This is a genomic window from Novosphingobium sp. (assembly GCF_965214355.1).
GTDB lineage: Bacteria > Pseudomonadota > Alphaproteobacteria > Sphingomonadales > Sphingomonadaceae > Novosphingobium.
Map to the genome: position 1 here is coordinate 180,253 of NZ_CBDCBI010000002.1, position 17,257 is coordinate 197,509.

A 17,257-nucleotide genomic window follows, 5' to 3' on the forward strand; every position below is an offset into this window, starting at 1 on the left:
TATACCAGAGCCCTTCCCCTTCAGGGGAGGGGTTGGGGTGGGGCCTCTCCCCAGGCGCCAACGCTTATGGGACCATCGCGACGTGGGATTGTAGCCGAGAGGCCCCACCCCCGGCCCCTCCCCTGAAGGGGAGGGGGGAAGAGTCAGGCGTCCAGAGGCACCCCCACCCTCACACCTTTGCGCGATGCTCCCCGCGCACCCACCGCACAGTTCCCGAACTCGCGCGCATCACGACGCTTTCGGTCGTCATCACGCCCGATTTCTTCCGCTTCACGCCCGCCAGCAGCGAGCCATCGGTCACACCGGTCGCGGCAAAGATGCAATCGCCCTTGGCCAGTTCGGTCAGGTCGTATTGCTTGTTCAGATCGGTGATGCCCCACTTCTTCGCCCGCGCGCGCTCATCGTCGTTGCGGAACACCAGGCGGCCTTTGAACTGGCCACCGACACAGCGCAACGCCGCAGCGGCAAGCACGCCTTCGGGGGCACCACCCTGGCCGACGTAGATGTCGATGCCGGTGTCTTCATTGGTGGTGGCGATCACGCCGGCGACATCGCCGTCGGAAATCAGCACGATGCCGCAGCCAAGGCCACGCAATTCGGTGATGATGTCATCGTGGCGGGTACGGTCGAGCACGCAGGCGACTATGTCCGAAGGCGCGACGCCCTTGGCCTGGGCCAGCGCGGTCACGTTTTCGGTGACCGTGCGGTCAAGGTCGATGATGCCGTCGGGATAGCCCGGGCCGACCGCGATCTTGTCCATATAGACATCGGGTGCGTTCAACAGGCCGCCTTCTTCGGCAACGGCGAGCACGGCGAGCGCGTTGGGGCCGGCCTTGGCGGTGATCGTCGTGCCTTCCAGCGGATCGAGCGCAATGTCGATCTTGGGGCCTTTGCCCGGCGCCAGGCCAACCTTTTCCCCGATGAACAGCATCGGTGCTTCATCGCGTTCACCTTCGCCGATCACGACGGTGCCGTCCATGTACAGCTCGTTCAGCGCCGCGCGCATCGCTTCGACAGCGGCGGCGTCTGCGGCTTTTTCATCGCCGCGGCCGATCAGTTTGGCTGCGCCGATGGCTGCTGCTTCGGTCACGCGCACCATTTCGAGCACGAGGACACGATCAAGGACCTTGGAGGCCGGAACAGTGGACTGGGCGGGTTGTGCAATGGGTTGGGTCACTGTAGTTCCTGTGTCGGGGTGGGTCGTGAACTGACGGCGTGCACACGTATGCACAACAGCCCTAGACTGAGGAAGACGGTCTTGTCGAGAATTACCCATGTGATTTGTGCCGCGGTTCTGGCGCTGGCGCCGCTTGCGGTTGCGCAGGCGCAAAGCGCGTCGAGCCAGGCCGCTGCAGGACGGTCGCCCACCGCGCAGCAGGGCACGCCTGCCAACGGCAACAACCCGGCGGCATCGTTGCCGGCGGAAAGCGAACCGGCCGAGCCGAACCTGGCCGAGCGGGTGCTGGTATCCCCGCGCGAGCCGCGGTGCGAAGACGAAACCGTGTCCAACGGGATCACCGTCTGCGGCAAGAGACGGGACAATTCGCGCGATCGGCTGCCGATCCCGAGCGAACTCGATTCGGCGACCGCGCTTGGCGACGGCTTGCCCCGCGCGCCCGATGTGATGACGAACCGGATCACCGGGCACAGCATCAAGCTGGGCTGCATGCTCGGCGGCTGCCCGCCGGGCATGCTGCCCAACATCGACTTTCGCAAGATCCCTGCGGCGCCACCGGGGTCCGATGCAGACCGCGTCGGCCACGGGGAAATCCGCGGAAACTAGGCGCCTATACGTCCAGAATGGGCATGACCAGCGGGGGCTCGGCCAGGTTGGGTGAGCCGTCGAGCAGGCGCAGCGCGTGCTCGATCGCGCTTTCCGGGCCCTCGTGGGTGACGAGCGAGACGAGCGCGCGGCTTTCGCCGGCGATTTCGACGCGCCCCTTCTGGATCAGGCTTTCGATCGATACGCCCGCATCGCGCATGGCGGCGGCGATTTCGGCAAGCGTGCCGGGGCGGTCGGCGACGGTGAAGCGCAGATAGGTCTTGCCCGTGCGATGCCCGCTGTCGGCGCGGGTGGCATGGCCCAGTTCGGCGGCGGGCACAGAGAAGGCCGCGCCGATATCACCGCGTGCAATATCGATCAGATCGGCAACGACGGCGCTCGCGGTCGGGCCATCGCCCGCGCCCGCGCCCTGAAACAGCAGGCGGCCGACGAAATCGCCCTCGGCGACAACGGCATTGGTCGCGCCATCGACATGCGCCAGCGGGTGATCGCGATGAACCAGGTGCGGATGCACGCGCTGGAAAAGGCGGCAATCGGCAGAGGTATCGCCGGGGATCGCGGATTCCACATCGGCCATCCCGATCAGGCGGATGTAATAGCCCAGCGCGTCGGCCTGCGCGATATCGGCGGCCAGCACGCGGCGGATGCCGGTGACCGCAACGCCGGGAAAGTCGATCGCGGTGCCGAATGCGATCGAGGCCAGGATCGACAGTTTGTGCGCGGCATCGATCCCGTCGATATCAAAGCTGGGATCGGATTCGGCATAGCCTTTGGCCTGGGCTTCGCCCAGCACATCGGCGAAATCGCGGCCGGTGTCTTCCATCGTCGACAGGATGTAATTGCAGGTGCCGTTGAGGATGCCATAAACGCGGTGGATATGGTTGGCCGCTGCGCCTTCCTTCAGGCCCTTGATCACCGGGATGCCGCCGGCGACGGCCGCTTCGAACTTCAGCGCGACGTGCGCGGCTTCGGCGCGTTTGGCCAGGTCGATGCCATGGTGCGCGATCATCGCCTTGTTTGCGGTCACGAGCGCCTTGCCCGCCTCGAACGTGGTGCGCGCCAGCGCGAGCGCAGGGCCATCGGCGCCGCCGACCAGCTCGACCACGACATCGACATCATCGCGTTCGCCCAGGATGACCATGTCGTCTTCCCAGGCATAGGCGGTCGCGTTGAACCCGCGATTCTTGCCGCGATTGCGCGCGCTGATCGCGGTAATCCGGATCGGCCGGCCCGCGCGCCGCGCAATCAGGTCGGCATTGGCCTCGATCAGGCGGACCACACCGCCGCCGACCGTGCCAAGCCCGGCGAGCGCAACACGCAAAGGTTCGTTCATGATATCCCCGATCGGGCGACTGCCGCCCGCATTGCGCTCTGCCTTAAAAGCATCGCGCCATGACGTGAACCGGTTTTGTAAAGGCCGCGCTACTTTGTCACGCGGTTGCGCCGGCACGGGCCGAGATCGCGCAGGATCAGCGCGTAGTCCTCGGCAGCGATCCGCCGGTCGGTCTCGTCCGACGAAATCGCGGCGCGGGCGGGCATGACCGGGGGCAGCGCACACGCAAGGCGATACCAAGCGAGCGTGTCGCGGCGCGGCGGCTGTGCGGATTGATCGACAATCTCGCTGAAGCTGACGCCCCAGCGGGTCGGCTCGCCCGGGCGTCGCACGACCGAGATCGACACCGGCGGCGCGCTGCCATTGGCGCCCTGCGTGGTAAAGAAGAACTGGCTCTCGCCTTCACCGACCAGATTGCCGGGCACGTGCAGCGCCTCACGCAACGCAATGATCCGCGGCGGCGCATCGGGCGCGATCAGCTCGGTCAGGATTGCGCGGGTGCGGGTTTCGAGTGCGGGGCTCCAGGCAAACATAGTGTCTGCGGCGCTCAGTTGCAGCTCGCCGGGCTTGCCGGGCACCGCGTTGCCAAACAGCAACACCTGTGTCTTGTTTAACCGGGGTATCTTGCCATTCGCGGCAATCGGTATGTCGGCAAGGAAGCGAAGTGATTCGCCAAGCGTCGGCCCGACCAACACCGCATTGGTATCCGCCTCGATATAAAGGCGGACAAAACCGGGGGCCAGACCAGGCGAATCGCTCGGTTCGAGGCGGGTCTGACGGCGCACCGTCGCCTTGACCACGACGGGGCTGGCCAGCGCCAGATCGACCATATCGGCATATGTCTGACCCGCGATTTCGCCCTCGGGCAGGGCGGTTGGCGCGTGCGGGGCAACAGGGTCGGGCAACCGGTCCAAAGCCGCAGAATCCGAGGCATTTTGTGCAAACGCGGCATGACTTGCGCCAGCTGTGATCACGGTCAGCGCGATCGCCGCCGCACATGTTTCAAAGGTCTTGCGAAAGGGCTTTGACATATGCGTATCCTGCTGGCTTGAAGCACCGACGCCTGTCTGAAACGGGCTGCCCCCGGGCTCTTCAGGAGGCGATATGAGGTGAATCAGATGTGAACCGATAAAGCAATTGCGCGCCCAAAGGTTCGGCGTTAATGCTTGCGTCGGATCAGGCAAAACATAATGATGTCTGACCGATACCGCCGACGGGACCGTGTTCGATGCATGGGCCCGATGTCGGTGGACCGGTTTGCCGGCAGGGTGGAATGAAATCGCTGGATTGGCCAATCGTGCGCAACGGTGTTGCGGGCGAGGCTCCATCTTGATCCTTGTTTCGGGGGTGTGTCTCCGTGGCCAGGGCCTTGGGGAAGATCAGGAGTATTAAGGCTGAATGGCTTACGCTGACCAACAAATGAGCGGTAACAAGATCGTGACGCTCGTCATCGTTGCTCTTCTGCATATCGCGTTGATTTATGCACTGGTCACTGGCCTTGCATATTCGGCCTTTAAGAAGATCAAGGATGTGACGACCGCGGTCAAGATTGACCCGGATAAACCGCCGCCGCCTCCACCGCCGCCACCGCCGAAGACGGATACACCTCCGCCTCCGCCGATTGTGGCGCCGCCTCCGGCTATCACTTTCAACGCTCCGGCGCCTGTGCTCCAGACCGTGACAGCTCCGCCGCCGATCCCGGCGCCGCCAGCTGCCGTGGTGATCCCGGCGCCGCCCGCACCGCCGCCCCCGAAGTTTACCGCAAAAGCTGCGACACCAAAGGGACGTCCGGGCGACTGGGCATCAGACAGCGACTACCCGTCACGCGCGCTCCAGCTCAGTCAGGAAGGCGTCACCGGCTTCCACGTGAGCGTCGGCACCGATGGGAAGGTCACGAGTTGCGAAATCACCAAGTCCAGCGGCAGTCCCGAACTGGATAAGACGACCTGTGCCGTGGTTACGCGCCGTGCGCGCTTCAACCCTGCCACAGACGGTGATGGAAACCCCACCACGGGCAGTTTCAGCAATTCGGTCCGCTGGCAAATTCCGAAGGATTGATTTGCAAACCTTCGTGAACACGCCTCGGGCTCCGTCGAACCCACCCTATCGAGAGACACCTGTGTCTCTTATCGCCCAGACTTTACCCTATTGTATGAATTCTTGAGAGGAAGATCGGAATGCTCATTCAGACGCTCGCTGCGGCCGCGACCAGTGCTGCGCCGCAGAACAAGTTCGGCTTCGTCGAAGCACTCCAGGCCGGCGGTTTCATTTCGTATGCAACCGTTACGATCCTGGGCATCATGTCCTTCGGTACGTTCTTCATCCTGCTGACCAAACTGTTCGAACAGGGCAAGGTCATGAGCCAGTACAAGGCAATTGCCCCGTTCTGGCGCGCATCGACCCTGCGCGAAGGCACGGGCAAGCTCGAAAAGAACAGCGCTTGGCGCCAGATCGTCGATGACGGCCTGCTTGCCGAAGACCAGACGACCAAGCTGGTCGACCAGACCGAAGCCCACGACTGGCTGCACGGTTCGCTGGCCCGTTCGGAAAACTCGATCAATGCCAAGCTGGCCGGCGGTCTGCCGTTCCTGGCAACCGTGGGCGCGACCTCGCCGTTCATCGGTCTGTTCGGGACCGTGGTCGGCATCTATCGCGCGCTGATCGCCATCGGCCTTGCCGGTTCGGCCTCGATCGACAAGGTCGCAGGTCCGGTTGGTGAAGCTCTGATCATGACCGCGCTCGGTCTGCTCGTCGCGGTTCCCGCGGTGCTTGCCTACAACTACCTGCAGGCACGCAACAAGCGCATCGCGGAACTGCTCACCGGGTTCAGCACCGACGTGCTGGCCAACATCGCATCGCATGGTGCGGTGAAGCCTGCTCTGCCGGCCGCACCTGCTGCAAAGCCGGCTGCTCCGGTTGCTGCTGTCAAGAAGTAAGGTCCTCGGGGCCGGCCTGTTCGGGTCGGCCCCGGTCAATCAAAGTGTCCTGAAATGCACGTCGGGGGCGGACATTCCCAACCCTGACGGAGCCAAACTTCTACGCGGCCAGACCTGTAAAGTGGTCACACGGATAGGATTTAACCAATGGCAATGTCTGTAGGCGGCGGGGGCCAGGAACGCCCGATGTCGGACATCAACACCACCCCTTTGGTGGACGTGATGCTCGTGCTGCTGATCATCTTCCTCATTGCGGTTCCCGTCGCGATCCAGACCATCGAAAAGCTGAAAGTGCCCATCCTGAAGTCTGAAGAGACCCAGGACAAAGTGGAAAACCTTTTGCTTGCCGTGGTTGCGACCGACGCTGCTGGCCGCAGCCCTCGTCAGCCGGGCTATCAGGGCTCTTCGCCGACGGGTGAATGCCGCGTTTACATCAACAACACCACGCCGGTCGACAACACCGAATTGTACAAGCAGGCATTCGACCGGCTTGATGCGATCGTGAAGCGCGAAGGTGGTGCAGCATCCATGGACCCGGACAAGATTCCCGAAGTCCATATTCGCGGCGACATCCACGTTCCGTGGAAGTGCATTGCCGGTGCGATCTACAACGTGCAGACTGCGGGTTATCCCAAAGTCGGCTTCATCTCGACCCCGGTGGATCCCAACGGGTAAATATTGGCCAAAGGCTAACCGTGTCGGGGTAACACCCGCACGGACGACCCCCACGGATCATCAGACGGGCGGATCACCGTAACCGGGATCCAGCGATCAAGGAGTACCACCCATGGCAATGAGCGGCGGCAAGGACGATGGCTCGCCGATGATGGAAATGAACACGACGCCGTTGATCGACGTCATGCTCGTGCTCCTCATCATGTTCATCATCACCATCCCGGTGGCGACCCACTCGGTCAGCGTCAACCTGCCCCAGGCAACGCCTCCGACGAACAATCCGATCATCAACCCGGTGAAGAACAAGCTGATTCTCACGACCCAGAACGTGATCATGTGGAACGGCTCACCGATTACCCAGGGCAACCTCGTATCGCTGTTGCAGGCGACCAAGGCCTTGGCAGTCGAGCCGGAACTGCAGTTCCAGCCCGAACCTTATGCAAACTACGAAGTCGCCAACGAGATCCTCAAGATCATCACCGATTCGAAGGTGACCAAGTTCGGCTTCGTCGGCAACGAAAACTACGCCGTGTTCGGCAAGGCGCCCCAATAAGCGCCTGGCCAGTGCGGTTGCATTCCGATGCGATCTCTTTGAATTTGAAAAGGGGAATGGCCACGCGCCGTTCCCCTTTTTCATGCCTGGCGGATGTAGGGCAGGCCTTTACGCTATGCACATATCGCATCCTTGTTCGTCATTCCCGCGGATGCGGGAATCCAGACTGGACGACAAATGGTTGGACTTGTGCTTGATGCTCAGCCTGGATTCCCGCGTCCGCGGGAATGACAACATGCGGCGGCTTATGAGATGGGTGGCCCGCCAATGAGGGCTGGCCAGTGTCACGCAAGGCTCGCTGAACGCCCGGTCAAGGCCGCATCGCTGTCGCGCCCAAACTCTCCGCCTCAACCAGCAGATCCTCATCCGCCGCGCCGATCGGCAGGCTTTCGCGCCCGATCATCACCAGCACCGGCACCGCCAGCGGACTGACGCGATCGAGCAACACATGGTCCAGGTGCCGCGCCGCGCGTTCCAGCACGGCCGCAAGCCGGCCCAGATCGGTCAATCGCGCGCGCGCATCGGCCCAGGCCGCCTCGATCAGCATATGTTCGGGCTCGTATTTGCGCAGCACGTCGTAGATCAGGTCGGTCGAAAACGTGACCTGCCGCCCGGTCTTGCGTTTGCCGGGCTGCTGTCGTTCGACCAGGCCCGATATCACCGCAACCTCGCGGAACGCGCGGCGCAACAAGTACGAGTTCTGCACCCATTCATCGAATTCGTCGGCCAGGATCGTCGGCGTCAGCAAGGCACCGGGATCGGTCACCGGTTTCAACCCCCACACCGCCAGTGCATAGTCGTTGGCAACGAAGCCCAACGGCGCCAGCCCCGCATGCTCCATCCGGCGCGTGATCAGCATCCCCAGCGACTGGTTCGCGTTCCACCCCTCGAACGTGTAGAACACCGTGTATTCACGCGACCCGTAAGGAAAGCTTTCGACCATCAACGCATCGGGCCCCGGCATCGCGCTGCGGTAGTCCTGCATTTCCAGCCATTCACGCACATCGTCGGGCATCCGCGCCCAACCGGCGCGATCGACCAGTAGCGCACGCACGCGATCGGCCAGATGCGTCGTCAACGGCATGCGCGCGCCCATATAGCTGGGGATCTGGCCTGATCGCCGCGCCGCGCGTACGAGCACCGCGCTGTCACGCAGCGCCTCGACCTCCAGATCGAGCCCGGCAAAGCGGAACGTATCGCCCGGCGCCAGTTGCGCGCCAAACCCTTCCTCGACCTTGCCCAGCGCGCGCCCATTGCGAAACCGCACTTCCAGCATTTCGGAATCGATGATGATCCCCGCGTTCAGCCGGTGCCGCGCCGCCTGGTCGGGATGCGTCAGCCGCCATTCGCCCGACTTGTCGCGCACGATCCGCTTGAACCGGTCATAGGCGCGCAACGAATACCCCCCCGTCGCCACGAACGCCAGAACCCGCTGCCACGCCGCCGCATCGAGCCAGTCGTAGGCCGTCGCCGACTGCACCTCGGCCAGCAAAGCCGCCTCGTCGAATGGCCCGGCGCACGCCACACCCATCACATGCTGCGCCAGCACGTCGAGCCCGCCCGGCCGGAATTCGTCCCCATCGCGCTGCCCGGCCTCGACCGCATCGCACGCCGCCAGCGCCTCCAGAAACTCGAACCGATTGCCCGGCACCAGCACCGCGCGGCTCGGGCTGTCGAGCCGATGGTTGGCGCGCCCGATCCGCTGCAACAACCGCGAAGACCCTTTGGGCGCGCCCATCTGCACCACCAGGTCGATGTCACCCCAGTCGACGCCCAGATCGAGACTGGCGGTACACACCAGCGCGCGCAATTCGCCGCGCGCCATCGCGCCCTCGACCTTGGTGCGCGCCTCACGGCTCAACGAACCATGGTGGATCCCGATCGGCAGCAGGTCCTCGTTGGCATCCCACAGCTTCTCGAACAGGAATTCGGCCAGAAACCGCGTGTTGGTAAACACCAGCGTCGTGCGTGCCTTGCGGATCAGGTCATACACTTGCGGCACCGCCCACGTCCCGGCATGCCCGCCCCACGGCACCCGGCTGTCGATGGGCTGCAGGATCTCGACCACAGGCGGCGCGCCGGGATCGCCCTCGACCAGCGCAACTCGCGCGCAATCCCCGCCTGGCGCCAGCCACGCGCGATAGGCATCGGGATCACCCAGCGTGGCCGATAGCGCGACGCGCCGCATCGCGGGGCTGAGCGCCTGGAGCCGCGACAAGGCCAGGGTCAGCAGATCACCGCGCTTCCCCGTCGCAAACGCATGCACTTCGTCGATCACCACGCGCCGCAACGTAGCAAACAGCTCCGCACTCTCGGGATAACTCAACAACAGCGACAGCGATTCAGGCGTCGTCAGCAAAATATGCGGCGGCCGCACCCGCTGCCGCGCCTTGCGCTCGCTCGGCGTGTCGCCGCTACGTGTCTCGATCCGGATCGGCAACCCGATCTCGTCGACCGGCGTCAGCAAATTGCGCTGCACATCGGCGGCCAGCGCCTTCAGCGGCGAAACATACAGCGTGTGCAGCCCCTCGGGCGGCGGCACCCCCCCCAGCCGCGACGGCGCAAACTCGGCCAGCGTCGGCAGAAACCCCGCCAGCGTCTTGCCCGCCCCGGTATCGGCCACAACCAGCGCATGCTCCCCCCGCGCCGCCGCCGCCAGCACGCCCGCCTGGTGCCGCCGCAGGCTCCACCCGCGCTGCGCAAACCAGGCGGCAATTTCGGGGGGTAGCTGGGCGTCGGTCATACCGGTGCAATACCGCACCTGCCGGTCAGGTGCTACCGGCGCTAATCTGCTGTAGTGTCTCAGCGTGAATCGCGGTTGTTACGGGCTCGGGAGCTGGCGGCTTTCGCGAATGCGCGCCGGGATGGCGGTGGTTGGTCGCAAAGAACCGATGCGGCAGGTGCCGACCAACTCAAGCCGTTCGTGAAGCGAGCTGCGAATGGCAGCTTCGGACGGAACCCGTCATTCAGTGGGCCAACAGGACTGTCGACGGTCCCCATGTTGCCACAGTGCGCGTCCCGGCCACTGGCCTTGAACGCCGTCATTCCTGAGGGGACGCACGCCACCATCAAGCCGACTGGCGAGGGCCCATTGCCAACGCACAGCTATCGGGCACCGCGGTGCCGATAGCCGCTATACAACTTGCAAGACCACATATGCGGGCCCGCTTTGCGCCACGTTAGGGGAGTCGAACCGCCATTTCGATCTCAACCAGAATTTCCGGCGTATAGAGCGCCTGAACGCCGATCGTCGTCATGCTGGGCTTCGCGTCCCCGAGCAGAGGCCGTAGCGCGCTCAGAACCTGCTGGAACGCTTCGGTGGTCGCATTCACGACATAGACGCGCATCATAAGGATGTCCTGCGGGGACGCCTTCAATTCATCGAGCGCGGCCGCGAGGCTAGCCGTCGCAAGCGTTGCCTGGCCAGCGACGTCCTTGGGAGGGTCTGCGCTGCCGGGTGCTGCCGCGATCTGGCCGGACACAAAGGCGATGCGGCCCGGTTCGCCGATACTAATCTGCGAGAACCCGCCTGACGCCATATTCCACATCGTCGCAGGATTGCGGCGATCCACTGACGCCGATGGATTTGATTCGCGTTGCGCCATTACATTGTCCTTTTGATGCAGGGAGGTGTTTGGCGCAGCGCGCCACTTAAAGGTTCTGAGCCTAGTTCAACGTGCTGCCTTTAAGGCCCGGCAGGAGCAATAATTCGGCCGCTGCGTCCGCATCTTCGAGGAGCGTTTTACGCGGTGCGCCCATCTGCGCGTGCATTGTCAAACCACGGGCAAGGTCGAGGGTTTGGCGCGCGCGCGCGACCACGGGAAAGTCGGCCGGTATTTCTCCCGCGGTGATCCCATCCCGGAAACGGCGTTCAACAAGGGCCGCGCCGGCAGTGACGGCATCTTTCAAGAACTGCCTGACCTCTGCGTCGTCCACGAGGGGCGCGACGCACACCATCAAACATCCTGCCGCAGTCCCTTCCGCGGTCGCACTCTCGACGGCGTGCCTTAGGAAGCTGGCGATAGAGTCACGAAGAGTCAGCGGGGCGAAGAGCGCCTTCGCGGCGCGAGCACCTTTTGCGCTCGCGTATGTCCGAAGGACGCGCAGAAAGAGCGTCCGTTTGTCGCCGAACACTGAATACAGACTTTGCCGCCCCACGCCCATGCCTGCGATCAGATCATCGATCGTCACACCGTCATAGCTTTTAGACCAGAAGAGCCGGGTCGCTTTTTCCAGTGCTTCATTCTCATCGAAGCTTCGCGGTCGTCCCCGCGCCCGAGTAGCATTGTTTAGCATTCAGTCCAAAACTCCTTGACCGCGCTGTCACAGCAATTATATGCACTTTCAGTCCATAAATGGCAAGTCGGCGTCTCGGTTCATGATCCGTCCGACCGTCATTTTTTACCACGGAGCCGCCCATGGAACATACGATTGCTCTCGTCACCGGGGCCACCTCCGGTTTAGGCCACGCGGCGGCCCGCTCTCTTGCCGAAGAGGGCTGGCGTGAGATCATCATCACCGGGCGCAGCGCCGCTCAGATTCGGGAATCGGCCGCACAACTCTTGGCTAAAACCAACAAGAAGGTGTTCACGCCGCTCGAACTGGATTTGGACAAACCGGCCAGCGTTAAATCCGCGCTTGCCGAACTCGTCAAGCGGGGTCGGTCGATCGACTTTTTGCTGCTCAACGCCGGAATGGTTCCGGGAAAGAACCGCGTCATCACTGCGGCGGGCGTCGAGGCGTCTCAAGCCCCGCTGATCGGCCATCATCAACTGACTGTCGGTTTGCTTCGCGCCAACCTGCTGAGCCCCAACGCGCGGATCGTTATCACCAGTGCGGAGCCTGCCCGTGGGGGGGTGCCGATGTTCAAATACACCGATGCGCCCGCCTTCGCAGCCCAATACTTCCACGGCGACCAAACCGCTGCTGTCGAAGCCCTGATCCGCAATGGGCCGCACGTGAAGTACGCACCCAACAATGCGTATGCCGACGCCAAGCTCGTTGTCGCTTGGTGGGTCGCGGCTCTCGCACGCCGGCTACCGTCTGGCATGGCGGCTTACGCTGTCTCGCCCGGCGCATCGAATGCCACCAATGTTGCGCGAAATGCCGGCCCTTTGTTGAAATATCTGATGATTCCGATCGTGAACCTCATTCCCGGCATGAATCAGACACCCGAAACTGCGGCCCGTCGCTACCTCCAAGCATCTGAGTTCGGGACCGACGTTTCAGGGCAATTCTTCGCCTCGGCTCAAGGGAAATTCTCAGGCCCGATGGAAGTGCAGCTCCAACCGCACCTTCTCGACGGTGCAAATCAGGAAGCTGCATGGCAGGCCGTCGTCAATGTATCTGGCATCGACTTAGCTCATCCAGAATGGATGAGGGAGGTGTCTGAAAGAAGCGCAGCGCATGGCACCCTGTGATCAAATACTTCGCTGTATGGCTTCCGATCGCACTTGGTGTCGTGATGATCGGGACTGGCGCGGCCAACCTCGCCGGTCCTCCGCTGGCGCTTAAGAACTTCGCGCTCTGGGGCTATCCGGCTGGCTTTCACCGGGTAGCGGGCTCCCTCGGAATAGCGCTCGGTATACTTCTCATCATCCCGGCGACGGCGCGGGTCGGAACCAATGGAAGCGCCATTTTCATGCTGGTCGCTGTCGCAACTCTAATTCGCAGCCGCGATTGGGGGCACCTGCCGGCCGCGGCCGTCCTGATGGCGGCCTCCGTCGCAGTGATAGCGATGCAACATCGCGCCTAATATCTCCTGATATCGTCCAAAACTATCAACGTAATCATAACCTCACGAGGGCAATTCACATGAAACGATATCAAGATAAAAAGGTCGTGATTATCGGCGGCACCAGCGGAATGGGCCTCGCGACGGCAATGATGCTCCTCGATGGGGGCGCGCGCGTTCTGGTGACTGGCCGCTCGCAAGCGGGTCTGGATTCGGCGCGGCTCGCGCTTGGAACCGACGCCATCGTGGTTTCGAGTGACGCCCGTTCGTTGACGGACCTTGATGCTCTCGCCGCTCAAGTGAAGACCGAGTTCGACACCATCGACCTGCTTTTCGTCAACGCCGGTTTCAGCATTCCAACGCCTCTCGAAAACGTGACCGAGGCCATCTACGACGAAATGTTCAACCTGAACGCCAAGGGACCGTTTTTTGCGGTCCAAAAGCTTGCGCCGCACATCAACCGGGGCGGCTCGGTCGTCCTCACGACCTCCGTCGCCAACGTCAAAGGTCTGCCGGGCCAGGCTACCTACGGAGCGGCCAAGGCTGCGCTGCGATCGTTCGCCCGTGTGCTTGCCGCTGAACTTCTTCCGCTGGAGATTCGCGTCAATGCGGTGTCGCCCGGCCCCATCGATACCGGCATTCTCGAAAAGGTGTTCCCCACAGAGGAAATGCGAGCCCACGTGAAAGGGCACACGCTCGGCATCGTCCCGATGAAGCGCTTCGGCACTTCAGAGGAGATCGCGAAAGCTGTCGCCTTTCTCGCGTTCGACGCGACCTTTACGACCGGCGTTGAAATTCCGGTCGATGGAGGTTGGTCACAACTTTAACGACGGTGAAGGCCATGCCGCTGTTAAAAAAGCAAGATCGCCGTCGTCACCGGCAGCAGCAGCGGCATTGGCCTGCCGACCGCAAAGCGGTTCCTTGAAGAGGGGGCCTACCCGTCCCGAGACGGCGCGACCGAAGCCAGAAAGCAGATCACTGCGATGACGCCTCTGGCGCGCTTGGGGCGCCCAGCCAAGATCGCTTCCGGCCCCGTTCCTCGCTTCGGACCTTCGCAGCTACTTCGCCGGCATCGATCTTCCTGTCGATGGCGGCCTGACGGCTATCTGACCAAAAAACCTGACCAATGAGGAGCGTTCGATGAAAAATGCAGCCGACCATTTGGTGCCAAAGACCGGGAAATTTCGCCGGGCCCTCGCGACCGTTTGGGCCTTCGTGCAGGCGATGGAATCCACCAGCTTCGATTATACGCTCGATCGAATCAAACATTTGGATCGGGAGGTTGGACGACTGAGGGAGGAACTGCGCCAAAGCCGGGAGTCGGGGACATCGTCATCGATCGACGGACGTTAGGTCCGAGCGCGCCTACTCTAAAAGGCGGCACCGAGGCGGCCACCTAACAAGCGCTTGCCTTCCGGAGACCTATGGTGCGAGTGCCTGCTTCTATCCGATCCCGCCGTTCGCGGCCGACGACTTTTGTGACCGCTAAGTCCCAAACCAGGTCGATCCGATGTATGCGCGGATCGCCATCGGAACGGCCGCTTCCAGATTCAGTGAAGCAGCCGCGCTATGGTGGGATAGGGCGGAAGCGGAACTTCATACCGAGGCACTACGCGATCCGCGCGAGCCAACTATTCATATTGTCCAGCACGCGCGCGAGGCCCGCCTCGGTCAGGCTCTCGGCGCGCGCGGTCAGCATCGCCTGCGTGTTCGATGCTCGCAGCAACCACCAGCCATCGAGCGTGGTCACGCGCGCACCGTCGGTGCCATCGAACGCCACACCCGCATCGCGCAACCGCGCAACCAGATCGGCGATCGCGGCAAACGGATCCATGCCCGGCACGGCAAAGCGCAGATCGGGCGTAACGTGCGTCTCGGGCATCGCGTCGCGCAGTTCGGTCAACGAATGACCGAGCCGTGCGCTTGCCGCGAGCAGGCGCAGCGCGGCGTACAGCGCGTCGTCATAGCCGTAGTAATCATCGGCGCAGAACACATGGCCGGTCATTTCGCCGGCGAGCACCGCACCAGATTGCTTCATTCCCGATTTGATCAGCGAGTGCCCGGTCGGGGCCATCAGCGCGCGGCCGCCGAGCGCGGCGATCGTGTCGAACAGCGTCTGGCTGCACTTCACATCGGCCATGATCAGCGCGCCGGGGCGGTGTTGCAGCAGGTCCTGGACAAGGATCATCAGGATCTGATCGCCCCACAACACCCGCCCGCGGCCATCGACCACGCCAATCCGATCGCCATCGCCGTCGAAAGCAAAGCCGAAATCGATGTGTCCCCGCGCGACGGCATCCACCAGATCGCGCAGGTTTTCTGCCTCGGTTGGATCGGGATGGTGATTGGGAAAATGGCCGTCGACAGACGTATGAAACAGCACATGGTGCCCCGGCAGATGGCCGACCAGGTGTTCGATGAGCGGCCCGGCCGCGCCGTTCCCCGCGTCCCAGCCGATGCGCAAGGTCGCGATTTGGGCCGGGTCTATGCCATCGAGCGCTTGCCGGATGCGCGCGACATAGGCCTGCGCCAGGTCGGCATCCTCGACAGCGCCGGCGCCGCGGCTCCACGCGCCGGCAGCGGCGATCCGGCCGAGATCGAATATGTCATCGCCAAAGAATGGCTGGCCCCCAAGATCCATCTTGAAGCCATTGTGATCCTTGGGATTGTGGCTGCCGGTTACCTCTATGCCGCCGTGCACCTCTGGCGCTGAGGCGACCGCGTAATACAGCAACGGTGTCGGCCCGAGCCCGATCCGCCGTACATCGACACCACTGTCGATCAGGCCCGCGACCAGCGCTATTTCGAGTTCGAGCGAGCTTAGCCGCCCATCGCGCCCGACTGCCACGCGGTCCCCGCCGACCGCCCGCACCCGCGTCGCAAAGCTGCGGCCCAAGGCATAAGCATCGCGCGCATGCAGCGTGTCGCCAAACACCCCGCGGATGTCGTATGCGCGCAGCACGCTCGGATCGAAGACGTGCCGTGCGATGCCCGCAAACACGATCAGCGCGCGGCGCGGTTGCCGGGGCCGAGCCGTTCGAGCAGCAGGTCGCGCGCGGCATTGGCCTCGAACACTGCGTCGCTGGTGCCGCCGCGATCGGGATGAACTTGCGTCAGCAGCCGCCGGTGCGCGTCGATGATCGCCTCGCGCCCGGCATCGGGCGCCAGGCCGAGCAACACGCGCGCCTGTTTCTCGCCCCCGCGTGCATTGCGCGCCTGCCACCACGCCCACGGCCATTGGCCGGTGGCAAACCGGAACACCAGGCTGCCCAGCACAGCCAGGACGACAAAGCGTTCGATCATGCCGAAACCGGACTGACGCGATCGAGCGGCAGTTGCGCCGCAGCAGTGATCGGCGGCAGGTTCAGCCCGGCAAGCAACGTGCGCAGTTCCTGGCGCGCGACCAGATGGCTGGTGCCCAGTTCGCCCAGATGCCCCTTGTCGAGCAAGGTCAGCCCGCTGGGGAACAGTTCGCGATAGATCACGCGTTCGGACAGCCCGCTGGCGACCCGAAAGCCGACGCGTTTCGACAGTTCGGTCAGCGCCTGGTCGATACGCTTCTGGTTGCGCGCCTCGGTATAGCCGGTGCGGTTGCGCACGACGACCCAGTCCATCTGTTTGCGCTGGTCCTTGATCGTCGACATTGCGCGCTTCTTGCGTGCTTCCCAGATCAGCTCGGCATAAAACGACAGCCGCCGCACTTTGAAGGTTTCGGCATCGACCTGCCCGATCAGGTCGAAATCGACGAAACTGTCGTTCAGCGGCGTGACCAGCGTATCGGCGCGCGTGGCGACATGGCGCGCCAGCGGATCGTCGCGGCCGGGCGTGTCGAAGATCACGAAATCGGCCGACGCGCCCATCTCGTGCGTCAGCGCGTCGAGCTCGTCGGTGCTGTCGCCGCCAAACACCGCAAATTCCGCGGTGGGCAGCGCAATCTGGCGCCGGCGATGCGTCTCCGCGCGGTTTTCGAGATAGCGGTGCAGCGTGCGCTGGCGCGCATCGAGGTCGATCGCGACGACGCGCGCGCCCTGATACGCCAGCGCGATCGCGACATGCACGGCCGTCGTCGATTTGCCCGTGCCGCCTTTTTCGTTGGCAAAAACTATACGGTGGGGACCGTCGGACACTGGCGCTTCCTTCTTGGGCAGTTCCACCTGATCCGCCGATAGATGTCGGCCGATCGGGCGAGTTGCAATTTAGGCTGGAAATTTGCGGCTATAACGCCCAAATCCGGATGGCAAGC

The 17,257-nt window shown here is 63.4% G+C and carries 18 protein-coding genes; 9 read left to right on the top strand and 9 right to left on the bottom strand.

The features are described 5' to 3' along the window. Positions 1-169: 169 nt before the first annotated feature. The gene (gene glpX / locus ACOOE2_RS01390; protein ID WP_420381238.1) at positions 170-1,177 is read right to left on the bottom strand and encodes a class II fructose-bisphosphatase; all 1,008 of its coding nucleotides are present in this window, start codon (positions 1,175-1,177) and stop codon (positions 170-172) included. 81 nt (positions 1,178-1,258) lie between these two features. Between glpX and ACOOE2_RS01395 the strand changes: the two genes are divergently transcribed. Continuing rightward, positions 1,259-1,783 carry a hypothetical protein gene (locus tag ACOOE2_RS01395; RefSeq protein WP_420381239.1) on the top strand — a complete coding sequence of 175 codons (525 nt, stop codon included), beginning with the start codon at positions 1,259-1,261 and terminating at the stop codon, positions 1,781-1,783. A gap of 4 nt (positions 1,784-1,787) precedes the next feature. Here the strand turns inward: ACOOE2_RS01395 and ACOOE2_RS01400 are convergent, their stop codons facing one another. Beyond that, positions 1,788-3,116 (bottom strand): homoserine dehydrogenase, encoded by a 1,329-nt coding sequence (locus ACOOE2_RS01400; protein ID WP_420381240.1) that lies wholly within the window; start codon positions 3,114-3,116, stop codon positions 1,788-1,790. A gap of 89 nt (positions 3,117-3,205) precedes the next feature. Next, positions 3,206-4,147: a hypothetical protein gene (locus ACOOE2_RS01405; protein ID WP_420381241.1), complete on the bottom strand. Its 942-nt coding sequence runs from the start codon at positions 4,145-4,147 to the stop codon at positions 3,206-3,208. Positions 4,148-4,514: 367 nt separating this feature from the next. On the opposite strand from ACOOE2_RS01405, the gene ACOOE2_RS01410 reads away from it, so the two are divergent. The 4 genes from ACOOE2_RS01410 (at position 4,515) to ACOOE2_RS01425 (ending at position 7,280) form a co-directional block, all read left to right on the top strand. Further along, positions 4,515-5,174 carry an energy transducer TonB gene (locus ACOOE2_RS01410; protein ID WP_420381242.1) on the top strand — a complete coding sequence of 220 codons (660 nt, stop codon included), beginning with the start codon at positions 4,515-4,517 and terminating at the stop codon, positions 5,172-5,174. Positions 5,175-5,293: 119 nt separating this feature from the next. Then, positions 5,294-6,052, top strand: a complete 759-nt coding sequence (locus ACOOE2_RS01415; RefSeq protein WP_420381243.1) for a MotA/TolQ/ExbB proton channel family protein — start codon at positions 5,294-5,296, stop codon at positions 6,050-6,052. Between the two features lie 147 nt (positions 6,053-6,199). Then, positions 6,200-6,727, top strand: coding sequence for an ExbD/TolR family protein (locus tag ACOOE2_RS01420; RefSeq protein WP_420381244.1), 528 nt, complete (start codon positions 6,200-6,202; stop codon positions 6,725-6,727). A gap of 112 nt (positions 6,728-6,839) precedes the next feature. After that, positions 6,840-7,280: an ExbD/TolR family protein gene (locus ACOOE2_RS01425; RefSeq protein WP_420381245.1), complete on the top strand. Its 441-nt coding sequence runs from the start codon at positions 6,840-6,842 to the stop codon at positions 7,278-7,280. 310 nt (positions 7,281-7,590) lie between these two features. Here the strand turns inward: ACOOE2_RS01425 and ACOOE2_RS01430 are convergent, their stop codons facing one another. The 3 genes from ACOOE2_RS01430 to ACOOE2_RS01440 form a co-directional block, all read right to left on the bottom strand. Beyond that, positions 7,591-10,023: a ligase-associated DNA damage response DEXH box helicase gene (locus ACOOE2_RS01430; protein WP_420381246.1), complete on the bottom strand. Its 2,433-nt coding sequence runs from the start codon at positions 10,021-10,023 to the stop codon at positions 7,591-7,593. 436 nt (positions 10,024-10,459) lie between these two features. Next, positions 10,460-10,885, bottom strand: a complete 426-nt coding sequence (locus ACOOE2_RS01435) for a RidA family protein (RefSeq protein ID WP_420381247.1) — start codon at positions 10,883-10,885, stop codon at positions 10,460-10,462. A gap of 61 nt (positions 10,886-10,946) precedes the next feature. Further along, entirely contained in the window at positions 10,947-11,576 is a 630-nt protein-coding gene (locus ACOOE2_RS01440; protein WP_420381248.1) for a TetR/AcrR family transcriptional regulator, read from the bottom strand. Positions 11,577-11,698: 122 nt separating this feature from the next. Between ACOOE2_RS01440 and ACOOE2_RS01445 the strand changes: the two genes are divergently transcribed. The 4 genes from ACOOE2_RS01445 to ACOOE2_RS01460 all read left to right on the top strand — a co-directional run bounded on the left by ACOOE2_RS01445 (position 11,699) and on the right by ACOOE2_RS01460 (position 14,367). Next, the gene (locus ACOOE2_RS01445; protein ID WP_420381249.1) at positions 11,699-12,700 is read left to right on the top strand and encodes an SDR family NAD(P)-dependent oxidoreductase; all 1,002 of its coding nucleotides are present in this window, start codon (positions 11,699-11,701) and stop codon (positions 12,698-12,700) included. After that, a complete protein-coding gene (locus tag ACOOE2_RS01450; RefSeq protein ID WP_420381250.1) occupies positions 12,697-13,035 on the top strand; it encodes a DoxX family protein in 339 nt (112 codons plus the stop codon). The genes ACOOE2_RS01445 and ACOOE2_RS01450 overlap by 4 nt, the downstream gene beginning before the upstream one ends. Positions 13,036-13,094: 59 nt before the next feature. Then, on the top strand, positions 13,095-13,841 hold the full coding sequence (locus ACOOE2_RS01455) for an SDR family oxidoreductase (protein WP_420381251.1): 747 nt from the start codon (positions 13,095-13,097) through the stop codon (positions 13,839-13,841). Positions 13,842-14,154: 313 nt separating this feature from the next. Continuing rightward, the gene (locus ACOOE2_RS01460; protein WP_420381252.1) at positions 14,155-14,367 is read left to right on the top strand and encodes a hypothetical protein; all 213 of its coding nucleotides are present in this window, start codon (positions 14,155-14,157) and stop codon (positions 14,365-14,367) included. A 256-nt stretch (positions 14,368-14,623) separates the two neighbouring features. Here the strand turns inward: ACOOE2_RS01460 and pgmG are convergent, their stop codons facing one another. Genes pgmG through ACOOE2_RS01475 form a run of 3 tightly spaced genes read right to left on the bottom strand, consistent with a single transcriptional unit; the run spans position 14,624 to position 17,141 of the window. Beyond that, positions 14,624-16,015: a phosphoglucomutase/phosphomannomutase PgmG gene (gene pgmG / locus ACOOE2_RS01465; protein ID WP_420381253.1), complete on the bottom strand. Its 1,392-nt coding sequence runs from the start codon at positions 16,013-16,015 to the stop codon at positions 14,624-14,626. A 2-nt stretch (positions 16,016-16,017) separates the two neighbouring features. Further along, positions 16,018-16,317 carry a molecular chaperone DnaJ gene (locus tag ACOOE2_RS01470; protein ID WP_420381254.1) on the bottom strand — a complete coding sequence of 100 codons (300 nt, stop codon included), beginning with the start codon at positions 16,315-16,317 and terminating at the stop codon, positions 16,018-16,020. Continuing rightward, complete coding sequence (locus ACOOE2_RS01475; RefSeq protein ID WP_420381255.1) at positions 16,314-17,141, bottom strand: division plane positioning ATPase MipZ; 828 nt, start codon at positions 17,139-17,141, stop codon at positions 16,314-16,316. Before ACOOE2_RS01475 ends, ACOOE2_RS01470 begins: the two co-directional genes overlap by 4 nt. Positions 17,142-17,257 lie beyond the last annotated feature (116 nt).

Excerpts from the sequence above, each read along its gene's own strand:
- ACOOE2_RS01400 (WP_420381240.1), bottom strand. The coding sequence starts at position 3,116 with ATGAACGAACCTTTGCGTGTTGCGCTCGCCGGGCTTGGCACGGTCGGC.
- ACOOE2_RS01405 (WP_420381241.1), bottom strand. The coding sequence starts at position 4,147 with ATGTCAAAGCCCTTTCGCAAGACCTTTGAAACATGTGCGGCGGCGATC.
- ACOOE2_RS01410 (WP_420381242.1), top strand. The coding sequence starts at position 4,515 with ATGGCTTACGCTGACCAACAAATGAGCGGTAACAAGATCGTGACGCTC.
- ACOOE2_RS01415 (WP_420381243.1), top strand. The coding sequence starts at position 5,294 with ATGCTCATTCAGACGCTCGCTGCGGCCGCGACCAGTGCTGCGCCGCAG.
- ACOOE2_RS01420 (WP_420381244.1), top strand. The coding sequence starts at position 6,200 with ATGGCAATGTCTGTAGGCGGCGGGGGCCAGGAACGCCCGATGTCGGAC.
- ACOOE2_RS01425 (WP_420381245.1), top strand. The coding sequence starts at position 6,840 with ATGGCAATGAGCGGCGGCAAGGACGATGGCTCGCCGATGATGGAAATG.
- ACOOE2_RS01430 (WP_420381246.1), bottom strand. The coding sequence starts at position 10,023 with ATGACCGACGCCCAGCTACCCCCCGAAATTGCCGCCTGGTTTGCGCAG.
- ACOOE2_RS01435 (WP_420381247.1), bottom strand. The coding sequence starts at position 10,885 with ATGGCGCAACGCGAATCAAATCCATCGGCGTCAGTGGATCGCCGCAAT.
- ACOOE2_RS01440 (WP_420381248.1), bottom strand. The coding sequence starts at position 11,576 with ATGCTAAACAATGCTACTCGGGCGCGGGGACGACCGCGAAGCTTCGAT.
- ACOOE2_RS01445 (WP_420381249.1), top strand. The coding sequence starts at position 11,699 with ATGGAACATACGATTGCTCTCGTCACCGGGGCCACCTCCGGTTTAGGC.
- ACOOE2_RS01455 (WP_420381251.1), top strand. The coding sequence starts at position 13,095 with ATGAAACGATATCAAGATAAAAAGGTCGTGATTATCGGCGGCACCAGC.
- ACOOE2_RS01460 (WP_420381252.1), top strand. The coding sequence starts at position 14,155 with ATGAAAAATGCAGCCGACCATTTGGTGCCAAAGACCGGGAAATTTCGC.
- ACOOE2_RS01470 (WP_420381254.1), bottom strand. The coding sequence starts at position 16,317 with ATGATCGAACGCTTTGTCGTCCTGGCTGTGCTGGGCAGCCTGGTGTTC.